The 24,692-nt window shown below is 44.3% G+C and carries 22 protein-coding genes and 1 other annotated feature; of the genes, 7 read left to right on the top strand and 15 right to left on the bottom strand.

Features of this window, described 5'->3' with window-relative positions:
• Positions 1-64: 64 nt before the first annotated feature.
• The 7 genes from NST16_RS03120 to NST16_RS03090 form a co-directional block, all read right to left on the bottom strand.
• Complete coding sequence (locus NST16_RS03120) at positions 65-1,249, bottom strand: cytochrome P450 (protein ID WP_340883857.1); 1,185 nt, start codon at positions 1,247-1,249, stop codon at positions 65-67.
• 89 nt (positions 1,250-1,338) lie between these two features.
• Entirely contained in the window at positions 1,339-2,346 is a 1,008-nt protein-coding gene (gene bioB, locus NST16_RS03115) for a biotin synthase BioB (protein WP_268447714.1), read from the bottom strand.
• Positions 2,343-3,044: a dethiobiotin synthase gene (gene bioD, locus NST16_RS03110; RefSeq protein WP_340883853.1), complete on the bottom strand. Its 702-nt coding sequence runs from the start codon at positions 3,042-3,044 to the stop codon at positions 2,343-2,345. The genes bioB and bioD overlap by 4 nt, the downstream gene beginning before the upstream one ends.
• Complete coding sequence (gene bioF, locus NST16_RS03105) at positions 3,041-4,213, bottom strand: 8-amino-7-oxononanoate synthase (RefSeq protein WP_340883850.1); 1,173 nt, start codon at positions 4,211-4,213, stop codon at positions 3,041-3,043. Before bioF ends, bioD begins: the two co-directional genes overlap by 4 nt.
• Complete coding sequence (gene bioA / locus NST16_RS03100; RefSeq protein ID WP_268505320.1) at positions 4,203-5,549, bottom strand: adenosylmethionine--8-amino-7-oxononanoate transaminase; 1,347 nt, start codon at positions 5,547-5,549, stop codon at positions 4,203-4,205. The genes bioF and bioA overlap by 11 nt, the downstream gene beginning before the upstream one ends.
• Entirely contained in the window at positions 5,521-6,315 is a 795-nt protein-coding gene (bioW, locus tag NST16_RS03095; protein WP_340883848.1) for a 6-carboxyhexanoate--CoA ligase, read from the bottom strand. The genes bioA and bioW overlap by 29 nt, the downstream gene beginning before the upstream one ends.
• Positions 6,316-6,574: 259 nt before the next feature.
• On the bottom strand, positions 6,575-7,474 hold the full coding sequence (locus NST16_RS03090; RefSeq protein ID WP_340883847.1) for a dienelactone hydrolase family protein: 900 nt from the start codon (positions 7,472-7,474) through the stop codon (positions 6,575-6,577).
• 245 nt (positions 7,475-7,719) lie between these two features.
• Here NST16_RS03090 and NST16_RS03085 point away from each other — a divergent pair, with 245 nt between their 5' ends.
• From NST16_RS03085 to melA, 5 genes are read left to right on the top strand one after another with little or no spacing between them, the layout of a single operon-like run.
• On the top strand, positions 7,720-8,778 hold the full coding sequence (locus NST16_RS03085; RefSeq protein WP_340883845.1) for a LacI family DNA-binding transcriptional regulator: 1,059 nt from the start codon (positions 7,720-7,722) through the stop codon (positions 8,776-8,778).
• 10 nt (positions 8,779-8,788) lie between these two features.
• Entirely contained in the window at positions 8,789-10,066 is a 1,278-nt protein-coding gene (locus tag NST16_RS03080) for an ABC transporter substrate-binding protein (protein WP_340883843.1), read from the top strand.
• On the top strand, positions 10,059-10,970 hold the full coding sequence (locus NST16_RS03075; protein ID WP_010331551.1) for a carbohydrate ABC transporter permease: 912 nt from the start codon (positions 10,059-10,061) through the stop codon (positions 10,968-10,970). The genes NST16_RS03080 and NST16_RS03075 overlap by 8 nt, the downstream gene beginning before the upstream one ends.
• Positions 10,967-11,797: a carbohydrate ABC transporter permease gene (locus NST16_RS03070; protein WP_268472169.1), complete on the top strand. Its 831-nt coding sequence runs from the start codon at positions 10,967-10,969 to the stop codon at positions 11,795-11,797. The genes NST16_RS03075 and NST16_RS03070 overlap by 4 nt, the downstream gene beginning before the upstream one ends.
• Positions 11,798-11,818: 21 nt before the next feature.
• Positions 11,819-13,117, top strand: a complete 1,299-nt coding sequence (gene melA, locus NST16_RS03065) for an alpha-galactosidase MelA (RefSeq protein ID WP_339177757.1) — start codon at positions 11,819-11,821, stop codon at positions 13,115-13,117.
• 23 nt (positions 13,118-13,140) lie between these two features.
• Here melA and NST16_RS03060 read toward each other — a convergent pair whose 3' ends face one another.
• The 3 genes from NST16_RS03060 to NST16_RS03050 form a co-directional block, all read right to left on the bottom strand.
• A complete protein-coding gene (locus NST16_RS03060; protein ID WP_229146448.1) occupies positions 13,141-13,452 on the bottom strand; it encodes a rhodanese-like domain-containing protein in 312 nt (103 codons plus the stop codon).
• A 116-nt stretch (positions 13,453-13,568) separates the two neighbouring features.
• Positions 13,569-15,983, bottom strand: a complete 2,415-nt coding sequence (gene leuS, locus NST16_RS03055; protein ID WP_340883840.1) for a leucine--tRNA ligase — start codon at positions 15,981-15,983, stop codon at positions 13,569-13,571.
• Positions 15,984-16,091: 108 nt separating this feature from the next.
• Positions 16,092-16,306, bottom strand: a binding site (T-box leader).
• A gap of 103 nt (positions 16,307-16,409) precedes the next feature.
• Positions 16,410-16,745, bottom strand: a complete 336-nt coding sequence (locus NST16_RS03050) for a DUF4257 domain-containing protein (protein WP_003223352.1) — start codon at positions 16,743-16,745, stop codon at positions 16,410-16,412.
• A 402-nt stretch (positions 16,746-17,147) separates the two neighbouring features.
• Between NST16_RS03050 and NST16_RS03045 the strand changes: the two genes are divergently transcribed.
• On the top strand, positions 17,148-17,933 hold the full coding sequence (locus NST16_RS03045) for a blue-light photoreceptor (RefSeq protein WP_010331556.1): 786 nt from the start codon (positions 17,148-17,150) through the stop codon (positions 17,931-17,933).
• 30 nt (positions 17,934-17,963) lie between these two features.
• On the opposite strand, the gene NST16_RS03040 is transcribed toward NST16_RS03045, so the two are convergent.
• The gene (locus NST16_RS03040) at positions 17,964-19,157 is read right to left on the bottom strand and encodes an MDR family MFS transporter (protein ID WP_340883839.1); all 1,194 of its coding nucleotides are present in this window, start codon (positions 19,155-19,157) and stop codon (positions 17,964-17,966) included.
• Between the two features lie 189 nt (positions 19,158-19,346).
• On the opposite strand from NST16_RS03040, the gene NST16_RS03035 reads away from it, so the two are divergent.
• The gene (locus tag NST16_RS03035; RefSeq protein ID WP_340883838.1) at positions 19,347-20,093 is read left to right on the top strand and encodes an LMBR1 domain-containing protein; all 747 of its coding nucleotides are present in this window, start codon (positions 19,347-19,349) and stop codon (positions 20,091-20,093) included.
• A gap of 38 nt (positions 20,094-20,131) precedes the next feature.
• Here NST16_RS03035 and NST16_RS03030 read toward each other — a convergent pair whose 3' ends face one another.
• The 4 genes from NST16_RS03030 to NST16_RS03015 form a co-directional block, all read right to left on the bottom strand.
• Complete coding sequence (locus NST16_RS03030; RefSeq protein ID WP_340883837.1) at positions 20,132-22,072, bottom strand: FtsX-like permease family protein; 1,941 nt, start codon at positions 22,070-22,072, stop codon at positions 20,132-20,134.
• A complete protein-coding gene (bceA, locus tag NST16_RS03025; protein WP_168748575.1) occupies positions 22,062-22,823 on the bottom strand; it encodes a bacitracin ABC transporter ATP-binding protein BceA in 762 nt (253 codons plus the stop codon). Before bceA ends, NST16_RS03030 begins: the two co-directional genes overlap by 11 nt.
• Positions 22,824-22,924: 101 nt before the next feature.
• Positions 22,925-23,929: a sensor histidine kinase gene (locus NST16_RS03020; protein WP_010331561.1), complete on the bottom strand. Its 1,005-nt coding sequence runs from the start codon at positions 23,927-23,929 to the stop codon at positions 22,925-22,927.
• Complete coding sequence (locus NST16_RS03015) at positions 23,922-24,617, bottom strand: response regulator transcription factor (RefSeq protein WP_010331562.1); 696 nt, start codon at positions 24,615-24,617, stop codon at positions 23,922-23,924. The genes NST16_RS03020 and NST16_RS03015 overlap by 8 nt, the downstream gene beginning before the upstream one ends.
• Between the last annotated feature and the right edge of the window lie 75 nt (positions 24,618-24,692).

Genomic DNA, 24,692 nt, shown 5'->3' with positions numbered 1-24,692 from the left:
ATAGATTGCCCATTTTCCCAGGGGATGACACTTTTTCAGCATTCATGGCTTCCTTTAGCCTTCATTAAAAAGTAACTGGCAGCTCCATAAGCGCTCTAAAACCAATTAGCTTCCGGTACCGCACTTCAGAAACAGCGAGCTGCAGGCTTGGCATGCGCTGCAGAAGAGTGTTGATTGCAATTTGTGCTTCTAACCGTGCCAGCGAAGAACCTATACAAATATGGTGGCCCTGCCCGAATGAAAGATGGGGATTAGGGCTTCTGGTGATATCGAACTCATTGGCATGCGCGAATACTTTTGGATCTCGATTGGCAGCCCCCAGCAGAACATAGACTTGCTCCCCTTGACGAATCGTTACGCCATTCATATCAATCTCTTCTGACGCAACACGGGCTGTCATTTGTGTGGGGCTTTCATAGCGTAAGCATTCCTCAACTGCGGTATGAATCAGAGCTGGGTTTTCTTTGAGCTGCAAAAGCTGTTCTCGATGCTGCAGCAGACAAAGAATTGAGTTGCTGATGAGATTCACTGTTGTTTCATGTCCGGCGATCGCCAGCAATATACACGTTGATGCCACTTCCTCTTCCGGCAGCTTATCAGCCTGTTCTTCCTTCAGCAACATGCTGATCACATCATGCTGCGGATTTTGTTTCCGTTTTTGAATGAGCTCTCTAAAATACTCCTTCATCTTTACTGTGATCTGATTGCCGTCTGTTAACACCTTTCTTGATCGGGTTAAATCAATTGTTTGAACGAGGCTTGACGCCCACTCTTTACATTGATCCCTTTCTTCTGCCGGCACACCTATGATCTTAGCAATAATGCAGCTTGCCAAAGGAAAAGCAAAGTCAGAAATCAGCTCCATCTTTTTTTCACCTTGCACTTGATCAAGCAAATGATGGACAGTTTCATTTATAAATGGGCGATAGCACTCTGTCATTCTCGGAGTAAATACCCCGCTGACCGGTAGACGCAGACGCCTATGATCAGGCTGATTCTGAAACAGCATCATCTGCTTCTGGACATGATTTAGATCTTTATATTTCATAGACGTCTCGGGCAGCGGGACACGTGTTTTGAATCTGGTATCTTTCAGAATTGCTGCCGCTTCCTCATATCCCGTGACATACCAGCCTGGATACTTTAAAACATTCCCTTTATATAAAGGGTGTGCAGAACGTAATGTGTCGTAATAAGGATAAGGGTTTTTAAAAAACGCAGAAGGTGTAAGTGAAATTGGAATTGTCATATGCTCCCTTTCATGATTCTGACATCATCATTTTGACTCTATAAAAATAAAAGCAATCGACATGACACCGATTGCTTCTATTCTTGCTTTCAGCTATTTGCACTTAAACTGGCTTTCATTTCTTCGACCGATTCTACTTCAAATCCTAAATCACTCAGCATTTTATGATCCTCCGTCTCCTCCTGTCCAGAAGTCGTTAAATAATCTCCGACAAAGATGGAGTTGGCGGCGTACAGCCCCAATGGCTGCAATGAGCGGAGATTGACCTCTCTTCCACCAGAAATGCGGATTTCTTTTGACGGATTAATATAACGGAACAGCGCCAGTACTTTTAAACAATACAGCGGGTTTAATTCATTTACGCCTTCTAATGGTGTGCCGTCAATCGCATGCAAAAAATTCACTGGAATGGAATCGGCGTCAAGGACCTTCAAGCTTTGTGCGATATCGATGACATCCTGCTTCGTTTCCTTCATCCCAATAATGGCGCCTGAACATGGAGACATGCCGGAGGTTTTTGCAATCTCAACCGTATTGACCCTGTCCTCGTACGTATGTGACGTGGTAATGTTTGAATGATTTCTCTGAGATGTATTGACATTATGATTATAGCGGTCTACTCCGGCTGCTTTCAGCCGTTTCGCCTGCTCCGGCTTTAACAGCCCGAGACACGCACAAACTTTCAGCCCATACGTCTCTTTTATTTCCTGTACTGCTTCTACGACCTGATCGACCTCTCTGTTGGACGGCCCCCTGCCGCTTGCCACGATACAGTATGTACCTATGTTCAAATCATGCGCCCGCTTTGCGCCTTCCAGAAGGGTTTCCTTTTTCACCATCCGGTAAGTCTCAATCGGCGCTTTCGAAATCGCAGACTGGGAACAATAGCCGCAATTCTCCGGACAGAGCCCTGATTTTGCATTCATAATCATATTGAGCTTCACTTTTTTTCCATAAAATCGTTTTCTGATGTGAAAAGCTCCATGCATCAAAAGCAAGATGTCTTCATCTGGACAGTTTAAAATAGAAAGCGCCTCTTCGTTGGTCACCTCTGCTCCGCCCAGCACCCTGTTTGCGAGTTCCATCCATTGATTCATTCTCCTACCCCCACTTGATTCATCAGTAATGATAGATCGATATGGTCTTTTACCATATGAAGAACCGTTTCTTTCGTCACGTTGGCAAGCTTAGGCGTTACCCCTAAAATCGGCACACCGCATAAGCGCTCAATCATCTCAGGATTGGTTTTTTCATCATGATCAGGAGAATCACTGATCCCATTGATGACAATTCCGGCAATTGGAAGACTCATCCTTTTCGCATATTGGACAGTTAAAAAGGTATGATTAATTGTTCCGAGATGAGGACGCGCCACAATGATCAGAGGAAGCTGCAACGCTTTAATGACATGACTGACTAAAAAATCCTCTCCCAATGGCACAGAGATTCCGCCCGCACCTTCTACGATGAAGCATTCATGTTTTTCTTTTATCCGCTCCCAATGGCGTAAGACTTCTTGCATTTTGACAGCCTTTCCCTCCATCTTTCCTGCAACGTATGGAGCTAGCGGCTCTTTGAATGCAAAAGGCGTAATCTCTTCATGTGAGAGACTCGTTTGCGACATCTCTTTCAGCAGGCTTGTGTCACTATTCGGATGATGACGAGAAATCCCGCTTAAAAATGGTTTAAATACTCCGACATCCATCTTATTTTCTCGCAATAAAGCTGCAAGACCGCTGGATATCACCGTTTTCCCCACTTCTGTATCTGTTCCTGTTACAAAAAAACCTCTCATGGAATGATGTTCAGCTCCTTTCCAATTGAACGAAATGCTTCCAGCAAATGGTCAATATCCCTTATACTGTGCCCAGCTGTGATGGTTAAGCGGATACGGCTCTCTCCTGGCGCTACGGTCGGCGGCCGAATGGCAGGGGCGTAGATTCCCTTGTCCTGCAATTTTTCAGCAAATGTGACCGTTTTTCGGGTATCGCCGATGACCACCGGAATAATCGGTGTATGATGCCCCTTCACCGTATAGCCCATGTGCTTCAGATTCATTTTGATCATCTGGATATAAGAAAATAAAAGCTCCCGTTTATCCTTGCTGGCTTCAATGATGTCTAACGCCTCATGGGCAGCTGCACAGCTTGCCGGCGGAATAGCGGTTTGAAAGATAAACGTTCTGGCATGGTTCAGCAGAAAGTCGATGATTACAGCTGAACCGGCAGCAAAACCTCCTTCCACTCCGGCAGCTTTGCTTAGCGTGCCGATGACAATGTCAGGACACACACCGAAATGGTCACTCGTCCCTCCTCCTGATTCACCCAAAACACCTGTTGCATGCGCATCATCAACAATGACATAAGCATGATAGCGTTTAGCAAGGGCGATGATCTGACGAAGAGGGGCAATCGTGCCATCCATGCTGAATACCCCGTCTGTGACGATAAAACGGCGCTGGTACCGCTGTGTTTCTTTCAGCTTTTCTTCAAGATCTGCCATATCGATATGACGATAAATACCCGTATCAGCCTTAGACAGGCGGCAGCCATCGATAATACTTGCATGATTTAACTGATCACTTAAAATGACATCGCCTTTTTCAGGTAACGAAGAAAGAACACCGACATTGGCTAAATAGCCGCTTGAAAACAGTAAAGCCGCTTCTGTCCGTTTAAAACCGGCAATCTTTTTTTCGAGTTTTTCATGCCAGATCGAATTGCCTGTCGTTAAACGCGAGCCGCTGCTTCCTGCTCCAAATTGCTGCAGTGCTGCTTGGGCTGCAGAGATCAAACGGTTATGGTTTGCGAGACCTAAATAATTGTTTGACGACCAGACCGTTTGATTTTTGCCATTCATCGTTCCCTCTGGAATTGGAGGCCCGTTCATTGTTCTGAGTGTACGGTATACGCCGGCTCCCTTCGCTTTGTCTAACCGGCTGCTTAACCAGCTGTCAATGCTCAAGGCTGGTTACCTCTTGGATCGCTTCTTTCATAATAGACACCATTGCTTCTAGCTCTTCAGCTGTACTGGCAAGCGGAGGCAGAAATGCAATCACATCGCCGAGCGGTCTCGTCAGCATCCCCAGCTCTCTCATTTTTAAAGAAACTTTGTACCCCACACGCCGATCAGCAGGATAAGGCTGTTTAGTTTCCTTTGATTGAACAAGCTCTGCACCGCACATAAAGCCGAGCTGGCGAATATCCCCAACGTGAGGAAGAGCATGCAGGTCTTGAAGAAGCAAATGGAGCTTTTCACTTTTTAGCGCGACTTGTTCAACGATGTTTTCAGATTCAAATAATCTTAGGTTTTCAAGAGCAACCGCACAGCCAAGCTGATTTCCTGTATAGGAGTGACCGTGGAAAAAGGTTTTTTGTTCTTTGTAGTCATCGTAGAATGCATGGTAGATGTCTTCGGTGGCAAAGGTGACAGCTATCGGCAAATAGCCTCCAGTAATGCCTTTTCCGGCAGCCATTAGATCAGGCTGAACATTTTCGTGCTCACATGCAAACATTTTCCCCGTCCGGCCAAAACCAGTGGCAACTTCATCAACAATCATTAAGACATCGTAAGCTGTACAAAGCTGGCGCACCCCTGACAAGTATCCTTCCGGCATCACAATCATTCCGGATGCTCCTTGAACCATTGATTCAATAGAAAGCGCTGCAATTTCGCGATGGTGTTCCTTTAGCAGCTGTTCAAGCGCATAGAGACACTCATCACGACTCTGCACAGGATCACCGCTTTCAGAGCGGTATACATAAGGGATCGGAGCTTTATAACTGTCAAACATTAATGGGCCATAGACGTGGTGGAACAGTTCAATAGAACCGACACTGACGGCACCAATCGTATCGCCGTGATATCCATTTTTCATTGCGATAAATTTTTGTTTTTCAGGCTTCCCGATGTTCTTCCAATATTGAAACGCCATTTTAAGAGCAATTTCCATCGCTTCTGCACCGCTGTCTGAATAAAAAACACGCGTCAGCTTCTCCGGACTGATCTCAATTAATGTCTCGGCAAGTTCGGTCGCCGGAACGTTGGTCATGCCCAATAATGTGGAGTGAGCAATTTTTCCAAGCTGTTTTATGATGGCCTCATCTAATTCCTTTTTGCGGTGCCCGTGCACATTAAGCCAAACGGAAGAAAAGCCGTCATAATATTCCTTGCCGTTTATGTCTTTTACTTTGATTCCGTTGCCGCTCTCTATGATCAAGGGATGTTCATCATAGTCTTTCATTTGAGTAAAAGGCAGCCAAAGATGCTTTTTACTTTTTTCTATCAACTCTTGAGTCATCATCTTCCTCCCAATCAATGAAAATAGGCTGCTTTACCAGATAGTTTATGTAACTATTTACATCTTCTGAGCCGTCAGCAAAAAAGATGCGGCAGCCCTCTTCATTTCCGTATTCTTTCATTGCTGTAATACGCTGATAGCCCAGTTTATGACTTGCAACATAGCCTGTTATGTAATCAGGGTCATCCGACCAGCATAATTCTGCAACAGCGGCCGGATGATCACTCACCTTTGAAGCAAGTGCAAGGGCCTCTTTTATTCTTGAATTGGAAGGCATGTTATTGCGGAGCGCCCAATTTTCAAAATTGGCGTCCGGCCAATCCATTCTGGACACCCGTACACCTTTTTCTAGTGTTTGATCAATTCGGTTGCCAGAGTGAATATCAACCACCACCGCTCCCCTGATACCCCGCCATTCAGGAATGTGTTTATATGCTTTTTCAATCACTTTTTTTGAAACACCCGCTCTCTCCAATAAGAATCGGGCAAGACTTTGTCCCTCTTCTGGGGATTCCACTTCATTTGTCTTGATTGGTAATGGGTGAATCGTCTTTACCGGCTCATGAACCTCTTCAAATTGAATTTGCATGAAATCCGGTTTTCCTCTTGAGTGGGATAAGCCTTTTTCTAGTAAGGCATTCACCGTACGTTTCATATTATCGAACGTGATAAGCCGTTCTCCGCCGGATATATGCTTTCCACCATCTTCGTGAGACCCATTCATAGAAGCTCTCATTCTGACACTGTAAAATGTTTCTTCTTGCATACCTTCTCGCCCTTTCAGCTTTGATTACAGAAGAAAGCAGACTATTTGTTAACCATTTATAAATTAAGGTTAACAAATAGAATACTATTATGTATATACAATTCTGTCAATATCAGAACGCCATTAAAAATCTATTTATCATGTATATTCCTGATACCTGTATTAATCCACTAGAAAAAGAAGAGACGGGCAGACGCTCGCCTCCTCACCTGTATAGAATCATTTCAGACAAACACTCAAAGCCTGCCCTTTTTCACTGTCACAGCCACTTTTTCAAAAACCGAAGGGCTTCATGTCTCATCATAGCTGTCTCAAAATGCCCTGAAGCGGAGCGCACCATACGGTAACGATCAGAAGCCCCTTTCTCAGCATACAAAGCTGTTAATTCAATTTCGATTTTGTTCACACCCTCAACCGGTGTTAACCGATCATGTATGCCGACAAGACTAAGGTGCGGGCGTGGTGCGATCAGGCTTTGGATATCTGATGCAGAAAAGTGCTTGGCAAGCGCCGGAACGTAATAATAAAAGCCATGCCGGTCAAGGTTCTGTGTTTCAATCAGTACATGATGGTCAACCTGACTGCATAAATCCACACATGCCTTAACCCGTTCATCAAGCGCCGCTGTCCACCAAGCCATCAAGCCCCCCATAGACATGCCGATCGTTCCGATTCTGTCAGGCTGAATATCAGGACGGCTCTGCACATAATCAATGGCTCTTATACTGTCGTAAATCATCATGCCCCACATCACCCTGCCTGTGAGAAGCATCTCTTTAAAAATCTCGCTTTCTGTTTTTCCCCGTCTGTCTCCAAATCCCCAATGGTCGATTGCCAATACCGCATACCCGAGAGAAGTCAGCTCCCGAGCAAACGAGGGCGCCTTCAAATAATCTGCTCCCTCAAGCAGTTCACTTTTTCCCCGGTCATACTGCCCTCCATGTGAATGCTGAAAGAATATAACCGGGCACCGTCCTTTTGCCGCTTTCGGCTTCACAAAATATGCAGGCACCTTTTCAAGCCCATTTATATCAAGCAACAGCGTTTCCATCAAATATCCCTCTTTTTCCTCAATACGCAGCGTTTCCGCACCCGTATCCTTCCAATCAGGCAAAACACCAAGCAAACGAAACAGCAGCTCTCTTTTTTCGTTACTCATCCCATCACCCTCCCTCTTCGCTTATCTTCAATGTACGAGACAGATTTGTTTTTCCCTTTATTTTTTCACACAGCATATAGAAACAAAAATGGTAGTTTACTAAACTTTTACTAAATATAACGAAATATTCTGAAATTAATTATTGTAACCGCTTACTTTCATATGATAGTATCAATTTATCAAAAACGCATGAGTAAAATATGTCTTTCGTTTTAGTAAATCTCATCACATGAAAGGGAGGAACCATGGTTCGGATAAAAGATATCGCCTTAAAAGCCAACGTTTCAAGTGCTACTGTTTCGAGAATTTTAAATGAAGATCATTCGCTTTCTGTTGCGGGTGAAACGAGGCAAAGAGTAATCAGTATCGCTGAAGAGCTAGGCTATCAAACTGTCGCTAAACGCCGAAAAGCCCGCGGACAAAAACAGCGCGCCCAGCCGCTTATCGGGGTGTTGAGCTGCTTATCTCCCGATGAAGAACGGCAGGATCCTTATTTTTCTTCTATTCGCAAAGGGATTGAAAAAGAATGCTTTGAACAGGAAATTTTCATTACAAACTCCATCCATCTCGGTTCCTTCCAGGAGCATATGTTTCGGGAATTAGACGGTATCATTGTGATCGGCCGTGTCCATAACGAAGCCGTTCAACATATCAGCGGCCGATTGGAGCATGCCGTGTTTATCAATCATTCTCCAGATCCGCAGATATACGACTCGATTGGGATTGATTTTGAAGCCGCCGCACACCAGGCAATTGATCACCTTTTCGATTTAGGTTACAAACGACTAGGCTATATCGGCGGGCAGGAGAAGGAGCATACACTGAGGGACGGCCAAAGCATTCGCAGAACAATTGAAGACAAACGCCAGACTGCCTTTTTGCAGTCCGCCCATCCTCAGCCTGAACACGTCTTGGTCGGCGATTACAGCATGCGCGAGGGCTATCGTCTGATGAAAAAAGCCATCAATCAAGGCAATCTGCCGGAAGCCTTTTTTATCACAAGTGATTCTATGGCTATCGGGGCATTAAAAGCACTTCGGGAAGCCGATCTGCATGTGCCGCGGGACACAGCCATTGTCAGCTTTAACGGCATTGAAGAAGCCGAGTTTGCCAGCACACCTTTAACCACGGTGAAAGTGTATACAGAGGAAATGGGCCGAACAGGCGTAAAACAGCTTCTCGACCGCTTTAACGGCCGAACAATTCCTCATCAAGTCACCCTGCCGACAACACTGATCATCAGGCAAAGCTGCGGATACACAGCTAAGGAAGTGACGCAAGAAAAACGTTCATCAAGATCATAAGGAGGAAAAGATGAAACACATATTTGTTTTATTTCTCTCTCTTATTCTGCTGATTTTGCCGGGCTGCTCATCTGAAGAAAGCACTGCAGATACGGGCAAAAAGACGTTAACCATTTATTCTACGATGTCAACGGACAGTGAAAGAAACACATTCAGAAAACTAGCCGCAGCGTTCGAAAAGGAAAGCGGCATTCGCGTCAGCATTCATTTCCCAGGCAATGACTATGAAAATATGATGCGTGTCAGAATGGCCGCCAATGATCTGCCAGACCTCTTTGATACTCATGGCTGGGGGAAAATCAGGTACGGGGAGTATACAGCCGATCTCCGGGATATGGACTGGACTCAGAAACTTGACCCGAATTTAAACAGCATCCTTAAAAACAAGAGCGGAAAGGTATACGCATATCCGATCAATCAGGCAAAGGACGGCCTAGCATACAACCGCAATATATTAGACCGCTTCGGCATCGATCCGCCCGAAACGATGGATGATTTTATAAAAGCATTGAGAACGATTAAAGAAAAAAGCAATGGAGAAATCGTTCCTTTCTGGTTCGCCGGATATGACAAAAGCTCTTTCGCCCAATATTATGACCAATTCGCAACACCCCTTCTCATCACAGACCCTGCCCATAATGAAAAGAAACAGCTCATTGACGGCACCTTCAATTGGAGCAAATTTACTTATCTATCAGATACCCTCAAACAAATGCAGAAAGAAAAACTCATCAATATCGATGCCGTAACAGCAAAAAAATCACAGCTCATTGAGTTGATGGCTCAAAATAAAATCGCTTTTACCATGCAGGGCGGCACCCTCGGTCAAGACGTCGCCCAAATTAACCCGAATGTAAAGGTTGGGATTATCCCGACACCAGCTATACACCCCGGTGATGACCCGATATGGATTGGCGGCGAGCGCTATACACTGGCAGCATGGAAAGACTCGCCTCATTTAAAGGAAGCAAAGCAATTTATCGCCTTTATGGCTCGTCCCGCCCATGCGAAAGAAATGGCTGAAGCCACCTCGCTTCCTTCAGGGCTGACCAATGTAAAAGCTGACATTTTCTATGCCAAAGACTATCAGCATTATCAGAATATGAAAGTCGAACCTTACTTCGACCGATTGTACTTGCCGAACGGGATGTGGGATGTGATGGGAACGGTCGGCCAGGAGCTTGCGGCAGACATTTTGACACCCAACGAGATTTCTAAAAAGCTGGGAAGAGAATATAAACGACTCCGGGAGCAATCTGAAACACAGGGAGCTGAAAACAATGAGTGAGATCGCCAGAGACGCACATGTGAAACAGGTCAAGCCGAATAAACAGTCCTCACTTTGGTGGATGTATATTCCGGCTCTGCTCTCCGTTTTGATCTTCATGATTTATCCGTTTATAAAAGGCGCTTTTATCACCTTCACAAACTGGAACGGATTTTCTCAGGTTTATCAGTGGGTCGGTTTCGCTCAGTATGAAAGGCTGTTTGCTGATCCGGACACATGGCATATCTTAAAAAACACGCTGCTATACGGACTCGGCAGCACCTTTTTTCAAAACGTCATTGGGCTCCTGTACGCTCTGCTATTGAATCAAAGCATAAAAATGAAAGCGATAACAAGAACAATTGTGTATTTGCCGGTTATGATCAGTCCGCTCATTATGGGCTACATTTGGTACTTCTTCTTTTCTTATGACGGAGGCGCGCTTAATGACCTGCTTGGCGTTTTCGGCATCAGCCCGATCAACGCGCTTGCCAGTCCGTCTTCGAACCCATGGATCATCGTCATGATTAACACGTACCAATATGTCGGCATCGCCATGATTGTCTATTTGGCAGGCCTGCAAAGCATTCCGAAAGATTACTACGAAGCAGCGGAAATGGATGGCGCAACACGGGGCCAGCAGTTTTTCGGCATCACCCTGCCGCTGTTAATGCCCTCGATCACGATCAATATGGTCATCAACATTATCGGAGGCTTAAAGCTGTTTGACGTGATCATTGCGCTCACTGCAGGCGGACCCGGAAACGCGTCGCAATCGATGTCAACGTTTATGTATGACCTGTATTTTAAACGGCAGGATGCCGGATATGCTGCGACACAAGGCATATTTATGGCATTTGTCATTTTGATCATCAGCTTTTGCGCGCTTGCGTACTTTAAAAGAAAGGAGACGGAAATGTCATGAGAGCCGCCCGCTCAAACAAACTGCGGTTGATTACCCTTCTCGCTGCCATTGTAGCCTGTGCGCATTTCATTCCTTTTTACATTCTGCTGACCACTTCATTAAAAGCAAAAGGAGACTACAGTTCCAAATGGTTGTTTCCAGCTGATATTTCCTTCCAAAATTTTTCTGAGGCATGGGAGCGCGCTTCACTTGGCAACTCGTTTATCAACACAATCATCATCACAGGCGTTTCGGCATTGTTGTTAATCATATTCGGCTCACTGGCCGCCTACCCTCTTGCCAGGCGGGAAACCAAGCTGAATAAAGCCGTTTTCGCGCTGCTGATTTCAATTATGATCATCCCTCCGTTAACGTCCATGGTGCCTTTATACAGAATGGTCGTGGACGCCGGTATGGTCAATACACACGCAGTCGCCATTTTGATCAATACAGCGGCGTATATGCCGTTAACCGTGTTTTTGTATTCCGGCTTTATCCGTTCAACCATTCCAAAAGAGCTTGAAGAAGCGGCAAGAATGGATGGAGCGGGAATGCTGAAAATCTTTTTTATGATCGTGTTTCCTTTGCTGAAGCCGATCACTGCCACCATCTGTATTATTTCTTGTGTCTTTATATGGAATGACTATCAATTTGCTATTTTCTTTTTACAGGATCAGAAGGTGCAGACACTCACCGTCGCAATGGCCGGGTTTTTCGGAGAAAACGCCAACAATCTGCATTTGGTCGCCGCAGCTGCCATCATGGCGATGCTGCCGATGGTCATTCTGTTTCTGGCGCTGCAAAAATACTTTATTGCCGGACTGTCATCAGGAGCGGTAAAAGGATAATGAATTAAAGGAGGAAGCGACATGAAAAAAATCACATTTATCGGTGCAGGGAGCACAATTTTCGCAAAAAATGTTTTAGGAGACTGCTTGTTAACGGAGGCGTTAAATGGGTTTGAATTTGCGCTTTACGACATTGATGCAAAACGCTTGCAGGAATCTCAGCTTATGCTCGAAAATTTGAGAGACCGCTATAATCCGAGCGTCGTTATCAACAGCTATGATGACAGAAAACTGGCTTTGCAGCATGCGGGCTATGTGATTAATGCCATACAGGTCGGAGGCTATAAACCAAGCACAGTCATCGATTTTGAGATTCCTAAACGATACGGATTACGGCAGACAATTGCCGACACGGTGGGCATCGGCGGGATATTCAGATCACTCAGGACTATCCCTGTGTTATTTGATATCGCAAGAGATATTGAGGAAATGTGCCCCGACGCCTGGTTTTTAAACTATACAAACCCAATGGCCTCCCTGACTGGCGCTATGCTTCGCTATACGGATGTGAAAACGATCGGGCTGTGCCACAGCGTCCAAGTGTGTACAAGAGATTTATTTAAATCTCTCGGTATGGAGCACGCTGGGATTGAAGAACGAATCGCAGGCATCAATCATATGGCATGGCTGTTGGAAGTGAAAAAGGACGGCGCTGATTTATATCCCGAAATCAAAAAGAGAGCGAGAGAAAAGCAAAAAACAAAGCATCAAGATATGGTGCGGTTTGAATTGATGGATAAGTTCGGTTATTACGTCACGGAATCATCAGAGCACAACGCAGAATACCATCCTTATTTTATTAAACGAAACTATCCTGAATTAATCAACGAGCTGCAGATCCCGCTAGACGAATATCCAAGAAGATGCGTGAAACAGATAGAAGATTGGGAGAAAATGAGGGATGACATTGTTAACAATAAAAACCTCACCCATAAACGTTCAAAAGAATATGGCTCAAGAATAATAGAAGCGATGGAAACGAATCAGCCATTCACCTTCGGAGGAAACGTGTTAAATACCGGGCTTATCACAAACCTTCCTTCCAAAGCGGTCGTCGAAGTGACATGCGTTGCCGACAGAAAAAAGATAACCCCATGCTTTGCAGGAGAACTGCCTGAGCAGCTCGCAGCGTTAAACAGAACGAATATCAACACACAGCTGATGACCATTGAAGCTGCTGTTACACGGAAAAAAGAAGCTGTCTACCAGGCAGCTATGCTTGACCCGCATACAAGTGCAGAGCTGTCCATCAATGACATTATTTCGATGTGTGATGATTTATTTGAAGCGCACGGCGATTGGCTTCCAGCATACAAATAAAAAAACTAGGGGTGATCTCTCCCCTAGTTTTTCGGTTTCGTTTCGCCTTCCCAGGCCATCATGCCGCCTTCTACGTTGACTGTTTTAAAGCCTTGCTCATCCAAATACTTGCAGACATTCATGCTGCGCATTCCTGAGCGGCAGATAAAAGTGTACTCTTTGTCTTTATCGAGGGTGTCCATTTTTTCAGGAATATCTCCCATGCGAATATGAACCGCTTGCGGGATCATGCCTTCCGCAACCTCTTCATCTTCTCTGACATCAATCAAATACAATTCTTCATCCGCCTCGATTTTTTCTTTCAAAGCAGCTGTGCTGATTTCTTTTATTTCCAAAGAAAACACTCCTATTCACCAATAATCATGTTCAGTATATCAAACTCAGCCGGACGATTGCTATTCAGAGAACTGATGAAAAAATCCCCTTTTTGACAAAGGGGATTTTTCCAAGATTAGTTTGCCACAATATTGACAAGCTTGCCAGGCACTGCGATAATTTTTCGAATGGTTTTGCCTTCAAGCTGCTCTTTGACCTTTTCATCTGCTTGAGCAAGCTGTTCCAGCTGTTCCTTCGTCGCATCTGCAGGAACCTGTAGTTTCGCTTTCACTTTTCCGTTCAGCTGAACAACAATTTCAACTTCATTGTCAACAAGTTTAGCTTCATCATATACAGGCCAAGCCTCATATGCAATCGTACCGCTATGGCCCAATTTCTCCCACAGCTCTTCCGCGAGATGAGGCGCGATTGGAGATAGGAGCTTCACAAAGCCTTCCATATATTCCTTCGGCAGCTCTGACGCTTTATAGGCCTCGTTGATAAAGACCATCAGCTGAGAAATACCTGTGTTAAAACGCAGGCCCTCATAGTGATCTGTCACTTTCATGACTGTTTCATGATAGACGCGCTCCAATGTTTCACCGGCGCCTTCAACGATTTTGCCATTTAGCTCTCCGCTGTCTTCAACAAACAGACGCCATACGCGGTCAAGGAAGCGGCGTGCGCCGTCTAAGCCTGATTCAGACCAGGCAATTGAAGCATCAAGCGGTCCCATGAACATTTCGTACAATCTCAGCGTATCAGCGCCGTGAGATGCAACGATTTCATCAGGGTTGACAACGTTCCCTTTTGATTTACTCATTTTCTCGTTGTTTTCACCGAGAATCATTCCTTGGTTATACAGCTTTTGGAACGGTTCTTTCGTCGGCACTACACCGATGTCGTAAAGGAACTTGTGCCAGAAACGGGCATACAGAAGGTGAAGCACAGCATGCTCCGCGCCGCCGATATACATATCAACCGGAAGCCATTTTTCCATTTTCTCAGGTGATGCCAGCTGATCCGGATTGTGCGGATCAATGTAGCGCAAGAAATACCAGCAGCTTCCCGCCCATTGCGGCATTGTATTCGTTTCTCTTCTTCCTTTTTTCCCTGTTTCAGGGTCTGTGACTTCAACCCACTCTTTAATGTTCGCAAGCGGTGATTCGCCGGTGCCGCTCGGTTTGATTTCGTTTGTTTTCGGCAGAATCAGCGGCAGTTCTTCCTCCGGCACAGCTGTTGACGTTCCGTCCTCCCAATGAATGATCGGAATCGGCTCGCCCCAGTAGCGCTGGCGACTGAAGAGCCAGTCGCGCAGACGGTAAGTGACTTTCTTTTCGCCGTTTTTCGTTTCTTCCAGCCAAGCGATCATTTTTTCAATCGCTTCCTGTTTATTAAGTCCATTCAGAAAATCAGAGTTCACATGCTCGCCGTCGCCTGTGTACGCTTCTTCTTCAACATTTCCGCCTTTCACGACTTCCTTGACTGGAAGGCCGAATGTGTTGGCGAATTCAAAATCACGCTCATCGTGACCGGGAACAGCCATGACTGCACCAGTTCCGTATGAAGCAAGAACGTAATCTGCGATCCAGATCGGCAGTTTTTCACCATTTACAGGATTGATCGCATAAGCTCCAGTGAAGACGCCTGTCTTTGTTTTCGCGAGATCCGTGCGCTCAAGGTCACTCTTTGATTGAATTTCTTTGATATAAGCTTCGACAGCTTCTTTTTGCTCAGCAGCTGTGATTTTTTCTACCAAAGCATGCTCCGGAGCAAGGACAGTGTATGTAGCGCCGAACAATGTATCAGGTCTTGTTGTAAACACCGTAAATGATTCATCATGTCCATCTATGCCAAAATGAACGTGCGCACCTTCAGAACGGCCGATCCAGTTGCGCTGCATGTCTTTAATGCTTTCCGGCCAATCAAGCTCTTCCAAGTCATCAAGAAGCCTGTCCGCATAAGCTGTGATTTTCAGCATCCACTGCTTCATCGGGCGTCTTTCGACCGGGTGGCCGCCGCGTTCACTCTTTCCGTCAATGACTTCTTCGTTGGCTAGAACCGTACCGAGTGCGGGGCACCAGTTAACCGGCACCTCATCAACGTAAGCAAGACCCTTTTCGTATAGTTTTAAGAAAATCCATTGTGTCCATTTATAGTATTCAGGATCTGTCGTGTTGATTTCACGATCCCAATCATATGAAAAACCGAGCGCCTGGATTTGGCGGCGGAAATTATCGATATTCTGCTTCGTAAACACTGCCGGATCATTCCCGGTGTCGAGGGCGTATTGCTCAGCCGGCAGACCGAATGCGTCCCAGCCCATCGGATGAAGGACGTCATAGCCCTGCATGCGCTTCATGCGGGAGAGGATATCCGTCGCTGTATAGCCCTCAGGGTGTCCGACGTGAAGACCCGCTCCAGACGGATAAGGAAACATGTCCAGTGCGTAAAATTTTTGTTTCTCATTATGATCAAGAGTGGCAAATGTTTTGTTTTCCAGCCAATAATTTTGCCATTTCTTTTCTATCTCTTTGTGCTGAAAACTCAAAGTAAAAACCTCCTTCTGATTGAATACGGCGTTTATGTTCAAGTATTGACGGGACAGGGAGGATTATATTCAGAATATTCCCAAACTAAAAAAAACTCCCTCATCCCTAAAAGGGACGAGAGACTTTCGTTTTCCCGCGGTACCACCCTCGTTAGCGCGGCAGACGCCGCACTCACTTGATACTTTTAACGCAGTTATGCGTCAGCGGCTTTTCACCGCTGCAACTCTGAGGTGAGTTCGGAAACAAACTTGATTGACTTTCACCAGCCGTCAACTCTCTGAAACAATATCTGCTTCTTACTGCTCCTCTTCATTGTTCTTTTCGCAACCGTAATCTTAACTGTATTTTATAGAATTCTGTTCATAAGTGCAAGCAGGTTTGTATACAATGGGAATGTACCCTGAACGGGCGAAGATTGAGGACAATTATTCTGGTGGAGTTTTGGTTTGACGTTTCGACTCGGCCGGTTCGCCGCCGCTGTTCATTTCTCTTACAAAATCAAAGCTTCTGAGAACAGCTTCACCGCCGTAGCCTGAGATTATGGATAAGATGACAAGTTGAATTCCTGAATCGGGGTCAGCGGATAGTACAAGTAAAATGGAAGCCGTCATGCCGATAAACCAATCTTCCAAAAATCCAAGATAGATAAACCGCTTTGTCATCCTGGGTTTCTCCAGTCTGCCTCTCTTTTTCACATGACCGAGAATCCCCATGATTCCTCCAATTACACAAGCAATTAATACCTGATGCAGCATCTTCATCATCACCTTCCTAAAGCCCTTATTTCGTAAAGCGACTTCAGGCCATCCAGCCCCCTTAAACGATTCCGATGATTTTCGATATCTACATACTGGCAAATCTGAAAAAAGCTTGTTTCTTCCATTATATGTGAACACATGATCGGTAAGCTTGATGCATTAGATTCATTTTTCACCCAGTGACATTTACCTAGTCACTTATTTAGCATGTAGAAACCTTTCCGTTCATATGTTCAAACTCTGTTCTTATTTTTAGTGTATACGAGGACAAGCCCGAATGACAAACAACAAACTGCGCTTGCTTGAATCAGAACATGTGTTGTGCTACGGTTACTGTAGAATTCATTAAAAAAAGGGGAATATCAGGCTTTCGCACAGCAAGCTGGCGGCCTAAGGGGGAATTATATGGGTAGTTTTCAATCATTCGGAATAAAAGGACAGCTGGACGTCATCAAAAAAGCGCTTGATCACGCGCGAGTCGGTGTAGTGATTACAGATCCTGCACTTGAAGATAATCCGATTGTCTACGTAAACCAAGGCTTTGTTCAAATGACCGGTTATGAGGCCGAGGAAATTTTAGGAAAGAACTGCCGCTTCTTACAGGGGAAAGATACAGACGCTGGTGAAGTGGACAACATCAGAGCCGGTTTACAAAATAAAGAGCCCGTTACAGTTCAGATTCAAAACTATAAAAAAGACGGAACGATGTTCTGGAATGAGTTAAATATTGATCCGCTGGAAATAGAAGACAAAACCTATTTTGTCGGAATCCAAAAAGACATCACCAAGCAAAAAGAGTATGAACAGCTTCTCGAGGATTCCCTCACAGAAATTACTGCACTTTCAACTCCTATTGTGCCGATTCGCAACGGCATTTCGGCTCTTCCGCTAGTCGGCAACCTGACAGAGGAGCGATTTAATTCCATCGTCAGCACATTGACGAATATTTTATCAACATCCAAAGATGATTATTTGATTATTGATTTATCAGGATTGGCCCAAGTAAATGAACAAACCGCCGACCAGATTTTCAAGCTGAGCCATTTGCTGAAATTGACCGGAACAGAATTAATCATTACCGGCATTAAGCCCGAATTGGCCATGAAGATGAATAAACTGGATGCTAATTTCTCATCGCTGAAAACATATTCTAATGTAAAGGATGCCGTGAACGTGCTTCCGATTATGTAAAAAGATCCCGCTCATCCGGCGGGATCTTTTTTATGAAGAAACTGAAGCCTGCTTATTCGCTTTATCAGCTGATTTTAATCGTTTGTCGTATAAAATCGTCGTGACTATGCTGATCATAAGTAAAACCAAAAGAGATAAAACGAGAGCGTGAATGCCGGAATGATCGACGAGCACGCCTCCGAACAAAGGCCCTATCATTCTGCCACCTGTCGCAGCGCTGTTCACAAACCCTTGATAAAACCCTTCTTTCCCTTTAGGCGCAAGCTTGTTGGCAATCGTTGGCACCGCAGGCCAAACAAGCATTTCCCCGGTGGTCAAGATCACCATGGCAGCCAAAAACATTGGAAATTGCTTCGCAGTCAGCAGCATGCTGTAAGACACAATAAAAATGACAAAACCAATGATCATTTGCGCTTTTAGCGACTCAGCCCATTTTTTCACAAAAAAGCTGACAAGCGGCTGTCCAACCACAATTAAAATTCCGTTAATCGTCCACAGCACACTATATAAAGAAAGAGACATTCCGATACTTTGCGTGTACGAGGCAATGGTGGTAGACCATTGAGAATATGCCAGCCATCCGAGCACATACCCGCTGCTCAATATGACCAGAGCCGTAAATTTCGCTTTGCTGCTTACAGCATCATAATCAAGCACAGACGTTTGAGACACATCCTTCGTCTGAATATTTCGAAATCCGAAATATACGATAAAGAAAAAAACCACATACAACGCGGCATTCGCCAAAAATACGTATGAAAACGAGAAAGACGCCACTACGCCGCCAAGCGCAGAACCGACGGCAACGCCTGCGTTTTGCGCGACATAAATCGCATTAAATGCCCTTCTTCCCCCTTCAGGCCACACTGATCCAGCCATTGCGTAACTGGCCGGAAAAACAACACCCGAACCAAACCCGACAATTGTAAGCAGCACAATATAAAACGGCCAATCATGAAAAAAGACGAGACCCACCAGACTTGCTAACGTAATCGCAATTCCGAGCATGATGGATTTAAACCCGCCGATTTTATCAAACAAAAACCCGCCGCATAAATTCCCTGCCACACTGGCGCCGGAATTCAGCATAAGGACAATCCCCGCGACCGTTAACGACTTTCCTAAATGATTATGAATATAGATCGTGTTAAGCGGCCATAAAAAGGATGCCCCCGTCACATTAATAAACATCCCTATCACTAAAATTTTCAATGCGCGCGGCATACTGATCCCCCTTTCTTATCTATAAAAGCTCATGAAAAAACGGAAACCTCAAAAGGCTCCGTACGAATCCAGTTATCATAGCACATTCATTCTATCTGTCTATCTCATATTTTTCAACAGATGAGTGTGAAAAAATCTAACAAATATTACTCAAAAATTGTAAAATAAATAGAAAAAGGGGTAAATTTCATGGAAATGGCATTCGCATTCCTCGGTTTTTTTGCATTTCTCTTTTCACTTGGCTATGGAGTATACCATCTCGTCAGATATGTGCTGAAAAAGGAAAAACGATTCTCTAAAAAACTCTTTTGGCCGCTTTTTATTGGAGGCCTCATTCTGCTCTTCACCGGAGCAGCTTTGTCAGAACCTGACGCTGCCGCAGCAAATGCTGATAAAAAATATTCAGCTCTAAACACTGAATATAAAAGTCTTAAAAAAGAGCATGAAGCACTTGAGAAAGAGTATGAAGCCATCAGCTCTGAAGCAAAGAAACTGAAAGACAATACAAAAGATCAAGACAAGCTCAAGCAGCTGGAGAAAGAAAATAGTGAATTAAAAAAGACTCAGAAATCATTAAAAGCAGAAAATAAAGAACTTCAAGAAAAACAAAAACAGCTCAAAGAAGATACCAAAACAGCAAAGGCTGAAAATGAAGCCCTTCAACAAGATAAAACAAAGCTTGAAAAGCAATTAGCAGAGGCGCAAAACCGAACAGCCAGCACGAAAGAAAACAGCGAACAATCTTCAACCAGCACGAATAAAAGCAACGAAACCAGTTCAGCTGATACAGCAGAAGGCTGTCTTATCAAAGGCAGCAAAAACGGCATCTATCATACGCCGGGCAGTACATACTATGACCGGACGACAGACCCTGCTGACATGTTTTGTTCAGTGGAAGAGGCTGAGGCAGCCGGGTATCGGGCGCCGAAACGATAAACAGTAAAAGCTCCAGTTTCTCTGGAGCTTTTACTGTTTTACAATGCCGACTTAATCACCTTTTTATAATAAAGAACCGACAGAATACCGAAAATAGAATAGAGTGCAGTATATAACACCATCACCATAATCATCGGCGACCATACCTCTGATCCGAATAAGAACCAGCCGGATTGAACGGCAAAGTAACTGTGAAAGAGGCCGATCACCAATGGAATGCCGAAGTTATACATTTGTTTGATGCGTATCCCCTTCAGCAGGTCACCCTGTGTAAAACCGAGTTTTCTTAGGATGGTATAGTTCGGTTTTTCTTCTTCACTTTCACCCATTTGTTTAAAGTAAAGGATACACCCCGAGGTGATGAGAAATGTTAAACCTAAGAAACCAACGATGAACATGACCATACCAAAAAGAGATTTTTGCGCAATACTTGTATCCAGCCTTGATAAATGTAGATCTTTCTTGTTCACCTTTTGAAAAAGCTCATTTGCTTTTTCAAGCTGATCTCCATGTTTCATATTGATGCCGATAAATTCAGATTGCGCCAGCTGAATGCGAGGGTCTTTATCTTTGTTCAGCTGTTTAAACAGGTTGTCATCTACTATGACTGCAGGCATTCCCCCGCTTGTAAACGTGTAGGATACAAGAAACTCTTCTCTTAATCCTTTATAGTGTAATGATTGTGTCTCATGCTTGCTTTTGACTTTAATGCTGCCGGAGTCTTTTAAAACCATTATTCTTTGCAGCAAGTCGGTGTAGCCTGAGAAAACCGCTTCCCCAGCCGCCACATCCACGCCTTTTACATCTTTATCGCTAACAACAGCGAGTTGTGTGTTGCCGGGATCGCCCTGCATTTCTTTCGAAGTTCCATCCATGATATTTGTGAGATCAAAAGACGATTGCAGGACAGGCATTTCTTTTTTGACGTACGACATGTCATTTTCACTCAAACTGCTTTCAAATCGTTTGGCATCTTTCTCATTCATGAATGAAAAATCCGCCGCTACATTTTGTTCAGCAGTTTTTTCTGCCGAGTAATACGAAATATAAGCAAGGGATAACAGCCCGATGGCGAGCGCTGAAACGGTTGTGATAATCGTCAGCAGCAACGCGTTCGATTTCATTCTGAACATAATTGATGACAGTGACAGAACCTCTGAGATATTCAAGTAGCCGCCCTTGCTTTTCCGAATGATGTTCGAGATAAACGTAACCGATCCTTTATAAAAGAGAAACGTCCCGATAATGACGGAACCTAAGATAAGACTCATTGCGAAAAACAATTCGTTTATGGTCTTGAATTTTCCGCTAAACAGCTCAGAAGACACGTAGTATCCCGTTAAAATCAACACGATGCCTAGCGCACCAATCAGCATCTGGAAAAAAGAGATTCTCTTCACTTTATCCTCAGTGGAAGACGTTACGTTAAACAAAGATAAAATGCTTTGTTTTTTGATAAACGTATAATTCATGATCATAATCAAAAGATAAATGCCGCAGAACACAATGATTGTTTGCACCAAGGCTTGCCCAGAAAAATGCAGTTTCGCATCAGCTTTGACATCTACGATTTTGAACAAGATCATGAGCACAAGCTTTGATATTGAAAATCCGGCAAAAACCCCGATGGCTAACGAGCCGAAATACAGCATGATATTTTCCGCACTTAAGATACGAAAGATCTTGTGCTTTGTCATTCCGATTAGTTGAAACAGCCCGATCTCTTTACTCCGTCTTTTAATAAAAATGGTATTGGCATACAAAATAAAGATTGATACAACAGCCACAAGCAAAATTGAAGCGGTTTTAATAGCCGCGGCGCCTTTAATAGAAGCTTTTACTTCATTAATGGACGGGTCATATTGGAGTGTGACAAATGCGAAATAAAGCGCCACACTAAAGATTAAGGCAAACACATAGAGGTAATAATTCCTGATATTCTTTTTCAGATTTCGCAGAATGAGCTGATTAATGTTCATGCTGCACCCCGCCTAACACGCCTTGTGTTTTCATGATATCCTGGAAAAACGTCTGCCTGTCTTGGCCCCCTTTATTCAGCTGCGTATACATCAAACCATCCTTAATAAAAATGACTCTGCCGCAGTAGCTCGCTGCAACGGGATCATGGGTAACCATAATAATTGTGGCGCTGCGTTTTTGATTGAGCTGGCTCAGTTTATTTAATAGATCAGAGGCTGATTTCGAATCGAGCGCGCCAGTCGGCTCATCAGCGAAAATAATGCTCGGGTCATGAATAAACGCTCTTGCGGCGGATGTTCTCTGCTTCTGGCCGCCGGAAATTTCATTCGGGTACTTATCCCGCAATTCATAAATTCCCAATTCCTTCGCCACTTCCTCAAACTTGCGGTGTGCTTCCTTTTTTGATATTTTCGTGATCGATAACGGCAGAAGGATATTTTCTTTCACTGTTAATGTGTCTAACAAATTGTAATCCTGAAAGATAAAGCCTAAGTGCTGTTTTCTAAATTCAGCCAGCTGCTTTTCCTTCAAGGACGTCATTTCGTTTCCGTTAATGTTGATCGTTCCGTGACTGACCTTATCTATCGAGGACAGAACGTTAAGCAAAGTGGTTTTGCCCGACCCTGAGGCACCCATAATGCTGACGAATTCGCCCTTTTCAATGTGAATATCGATGCCCTTCAGCACTTCCTGTTTATTCAGCTTGTTACCATAGCTTTTTCGAATTTTATTTGCTTCTAAAATCATCATGTCCGTAGTCTCCTTTATATTGGATACTGTTATTATAAAAAGGATCGACGGGCTTTTCCTTCGATTAGGCGAATAAAAAAGAAAAGCATGTGACATTTTCGTCACACGCTAATGACACGTTCGAATTGATTTCGTTTCGGAAAGGTTAAGGTAAAGGTTGTTCCAGCTCCAAGCTCTGAATGCACATCGATATCGATCAGCAACGGTTCTGCGGCTCTCTTTGCCAGATACAGCCCCATGCCCGTAGAAGACTGATTATGATGATCGGTTGTAGATGTAAACCCTTTTTCAAAAATTCGTGAGACGTCTTTCCTGTCAATGCCCCTTCCAAAATCTTTTACCTCAAGAACCTTCCGCTCGTCTTTCTCATAGCTGTTGATCACAATATCAGCTGCTTCACTGTATTTTACGGCGTTGGTCAGCAGCTGCCTGATGATAAAAGCCAGCCATTTCGCATCGCTCAAGACTTTCTCTGCCTCCAGCTGAATATCAAACCCGATTCCTTTCTGTATACACCACGATTGCAAGTCTCTGATCTCTTTGATAATCAAGGGCTTAAGCTTGATCATCTCTAAAGACAGATCATTTTCGATAAAGGACATGCGCTTTTGATGAAGCTGCTGATCAAGAAGCAGATGGATGCGCAGCCACTCATACGATAGCTGGGCTTTTAATGAAGGGTCTTCCATCCGATCGATGATTAAATGCAGCGCTGTTAATGGTGTTTTGACCTCATGTATCCACGCCATCAGTTCATCTTTTTCGTTTTCTAATGCCATGCGATTCCGCAATGCAGAGTGCTTCAAATGTTCTGTTTGTCCGGAGATGCTTTTTTCAATCAACTCTTCAAACGGCGTCTCCGGTTCACTTATGGCTGTGACATCAAGATTATTTTCCCATTCTTCGAGGCTTTTAAAGAATGCGGTTTCTTTCCGAAAACGGATGATAACAAACACAACAAAGATCAGGACACACAAATAAACAATATAAAGAACATTTTTAAATGGAATAGACGGATCGACAAAGGCAATCAACAAAATCAGAATTTGCTGCAGCAAAAATGCGGCAATCCAGCTTCGTCTTTCGATCAGGAATGCTTTAATCATAGAAATGATCCTCTTCCTTCGCCATGTAGCCTTGGCCGACCTTCGTCTCGATATATGTTCCAAGCTGCAATTCGTCCAATTTTTTCCGCAGGCGGTTGACATTGACGGTCAGCGTATTATCGCTGACAAAGCGCTCATCGTTCCACAGGCTTCTGATTAACTCATCGCGGCTGACAATCTTGTTTTTTTGTTCAATTAAGTGTTTTAAAATAAACATTTCATTTTTAGTCAGTTCAATAGAGCCTTTGTCATTGCTGACGAGGTTCTGCTCCGCGTCTACAGCAGCCCCGCACCATGTTTTCAGCGTGCCGGGCTCCGTATTATAGTGGTATACACGCCGGAAAATGGCTTGGATTTTCGCAATCAGCACATCAAAATGAAACGGCTTTTGAATAAAGTCATCCGCTCCCAGCTGCATCGACATGACCATATCAGCAGGGTGGTCACGGGAGGATAAAAAGAGAATCGGAACATTTGACCGGGAACGGATCAGCCGGCACCAATGAAACCCGTCAAATTTAGGGAGCTGAACATCAATAATGACGCAATCGGGTTTGATTGACGCAAATTCCTGCATCACTTGGCTGAAATCCTGAATGCCGTATACATCATAGGACCATCCCGTTAAACGCTCCTTGATTTCATGAAACAGCGATTTATCATCTTCTATCAGCAAAAGTTTAAACAATGGACTCACCGCACTTTTTCCTTTTTTTTATGTCAAGTGTATAGCAAATCTTGTTGATGCGCTATACAGAAAAGC

The sequence above is a fragment of the Bacillus sp. FSL K6-1005 genome, assembly GCF_038000225.1.
In the GTDB taxonomy this organism is placed as follows: domain Bacteria; phylum Bacillota; class Bacilli; order Bacillales; family Bacillaceae; genus Bacillus; species Bacillus mojavensis.
This window is presented reverse-complemented; position numbering and strand designations above follow the sequence as displayed.

Bases quoted from the DNA above. Each gene is read 5' to 3' on its own strand.
- NST16_RS03120 (WP_340883857.1), bottom strand. From the start codon at position 1,249: ATGACAATTCCAATTTCACTTACACCTTCTGCGTTTTTTAAAAACCCT.
- bioB (WP_268447714.1), bottom strand. From the start codon at position 2,346: ATGAATCAATGGATGGAACTCGCAAACAGGGTGCTGGGCGGAGCAGAG.
- bioD (WP_340883853.1), bottom strand. From the start codon at position 3,044: ATGAGAGGTTTTTTTGTAACAGGAACAGATACAGAAGTGGGGAAAACG.
- bioA (WP_268505320.1), bottom strand. From the start codon at position 5,549: ATGACTCAAGAGTTGATAGAAAAAAGTAAAAAGCATCTTTGGCTGCCT.
- bioW (WP_340883848.1), bottom strand. From the start codon at position 6,315: ATGCAAGAAGAAACATTTTACAGTGTCAGAATGAGAGCTTCTATGAAT.
- NST16_RS03090 (WP_340883847.1), bottom strand. From the start codon at position 7,474: ATGAGTAACGAAAAAAGAGAGCTGCTGTTTCGTTTGCTTGGTGTTTTG.
- NST16_RS03085 (WP_340883845.1), top strand. From the start codon at position 7,720: ATGGTTCGGATAAAAGATATCGCCTTAAAAGCCAACGTTTCAAGTGCT.
- NST16_RS03080 (WP_340883843.1), top strand. From the start codon at position 8,789: ATGAAACACATATTTGTTTTATTTCTCTCTCTTATTCTGCTGATTTTG.
- NST16_RS03075 (WP_010331551.1), top strand. From the start codon at position 10,059: ATGAGTGAGATCGCCAGAGACGCACATGTGAAACAGGTCAAGCCGAAT.
- NST16_RS03070 (WP_268472169.1), top strand. From the start codon at position 10,967: ATGAGAGCCGCCCGCTCAAACAAACTGCGGTTGATTACCCTTCTCGCT.
- melA (WP_339177757.1), top strand. From the start codon at position 11,819: ATGAAAAAAATCACATTTATCGGTGCAGGGAGCACAATTTTCGCAAAA.
- NST16_RS03050 (WP_003223352.1), bottom strand. From the start codon at position 16,745: ATGAAGATGCTGCATCAGGTATTAATTGCTTGTGTAATTGGAGGAATC.
- NST16_RS03045 (WP_010331556.1), top strand. From the start codon at position 17,148: ATGGGTAGTTTTCAATCATTCGGAATAAAAGGACAGCTGGACGTCATC.
- NST16_RS03040 (WP_340883839.1), bottom strand. From the start codon at position 19,157: ATGCCGCGCGCATTGAAAATTTTAGTGATAGGGATGTTTATTAATGTG.
- NST16_RS03035 (WP_340883838.1), top strand. From the start codon at position 19,347: ATGGAAATGGCATTCGCATTCCTCGGTTTTTTTGCATTTCTCTTTTCA.
- NST16_RS03030 (WP_340883837.1), bottom strand. From the start codon at position 22,072: ATGAACATTAATCAGCTCATTCTGCGAAATCTGAAAAAGAATATCAGG.
- bceA (WP_168748575.1), bottom strand. From the start codon at position 22,823: ATGATGATTTTAGAAGCAAATAAAATTCGAAAAAGCTATGGTAACAAG.
- NST16_RS03020 (WP_010331561.1), bottom strand. From the start codon at position 23,929: ATGATTAAAGCATTCCTGATCGAAAGACGAAGCTGGATTGCCGCATTT.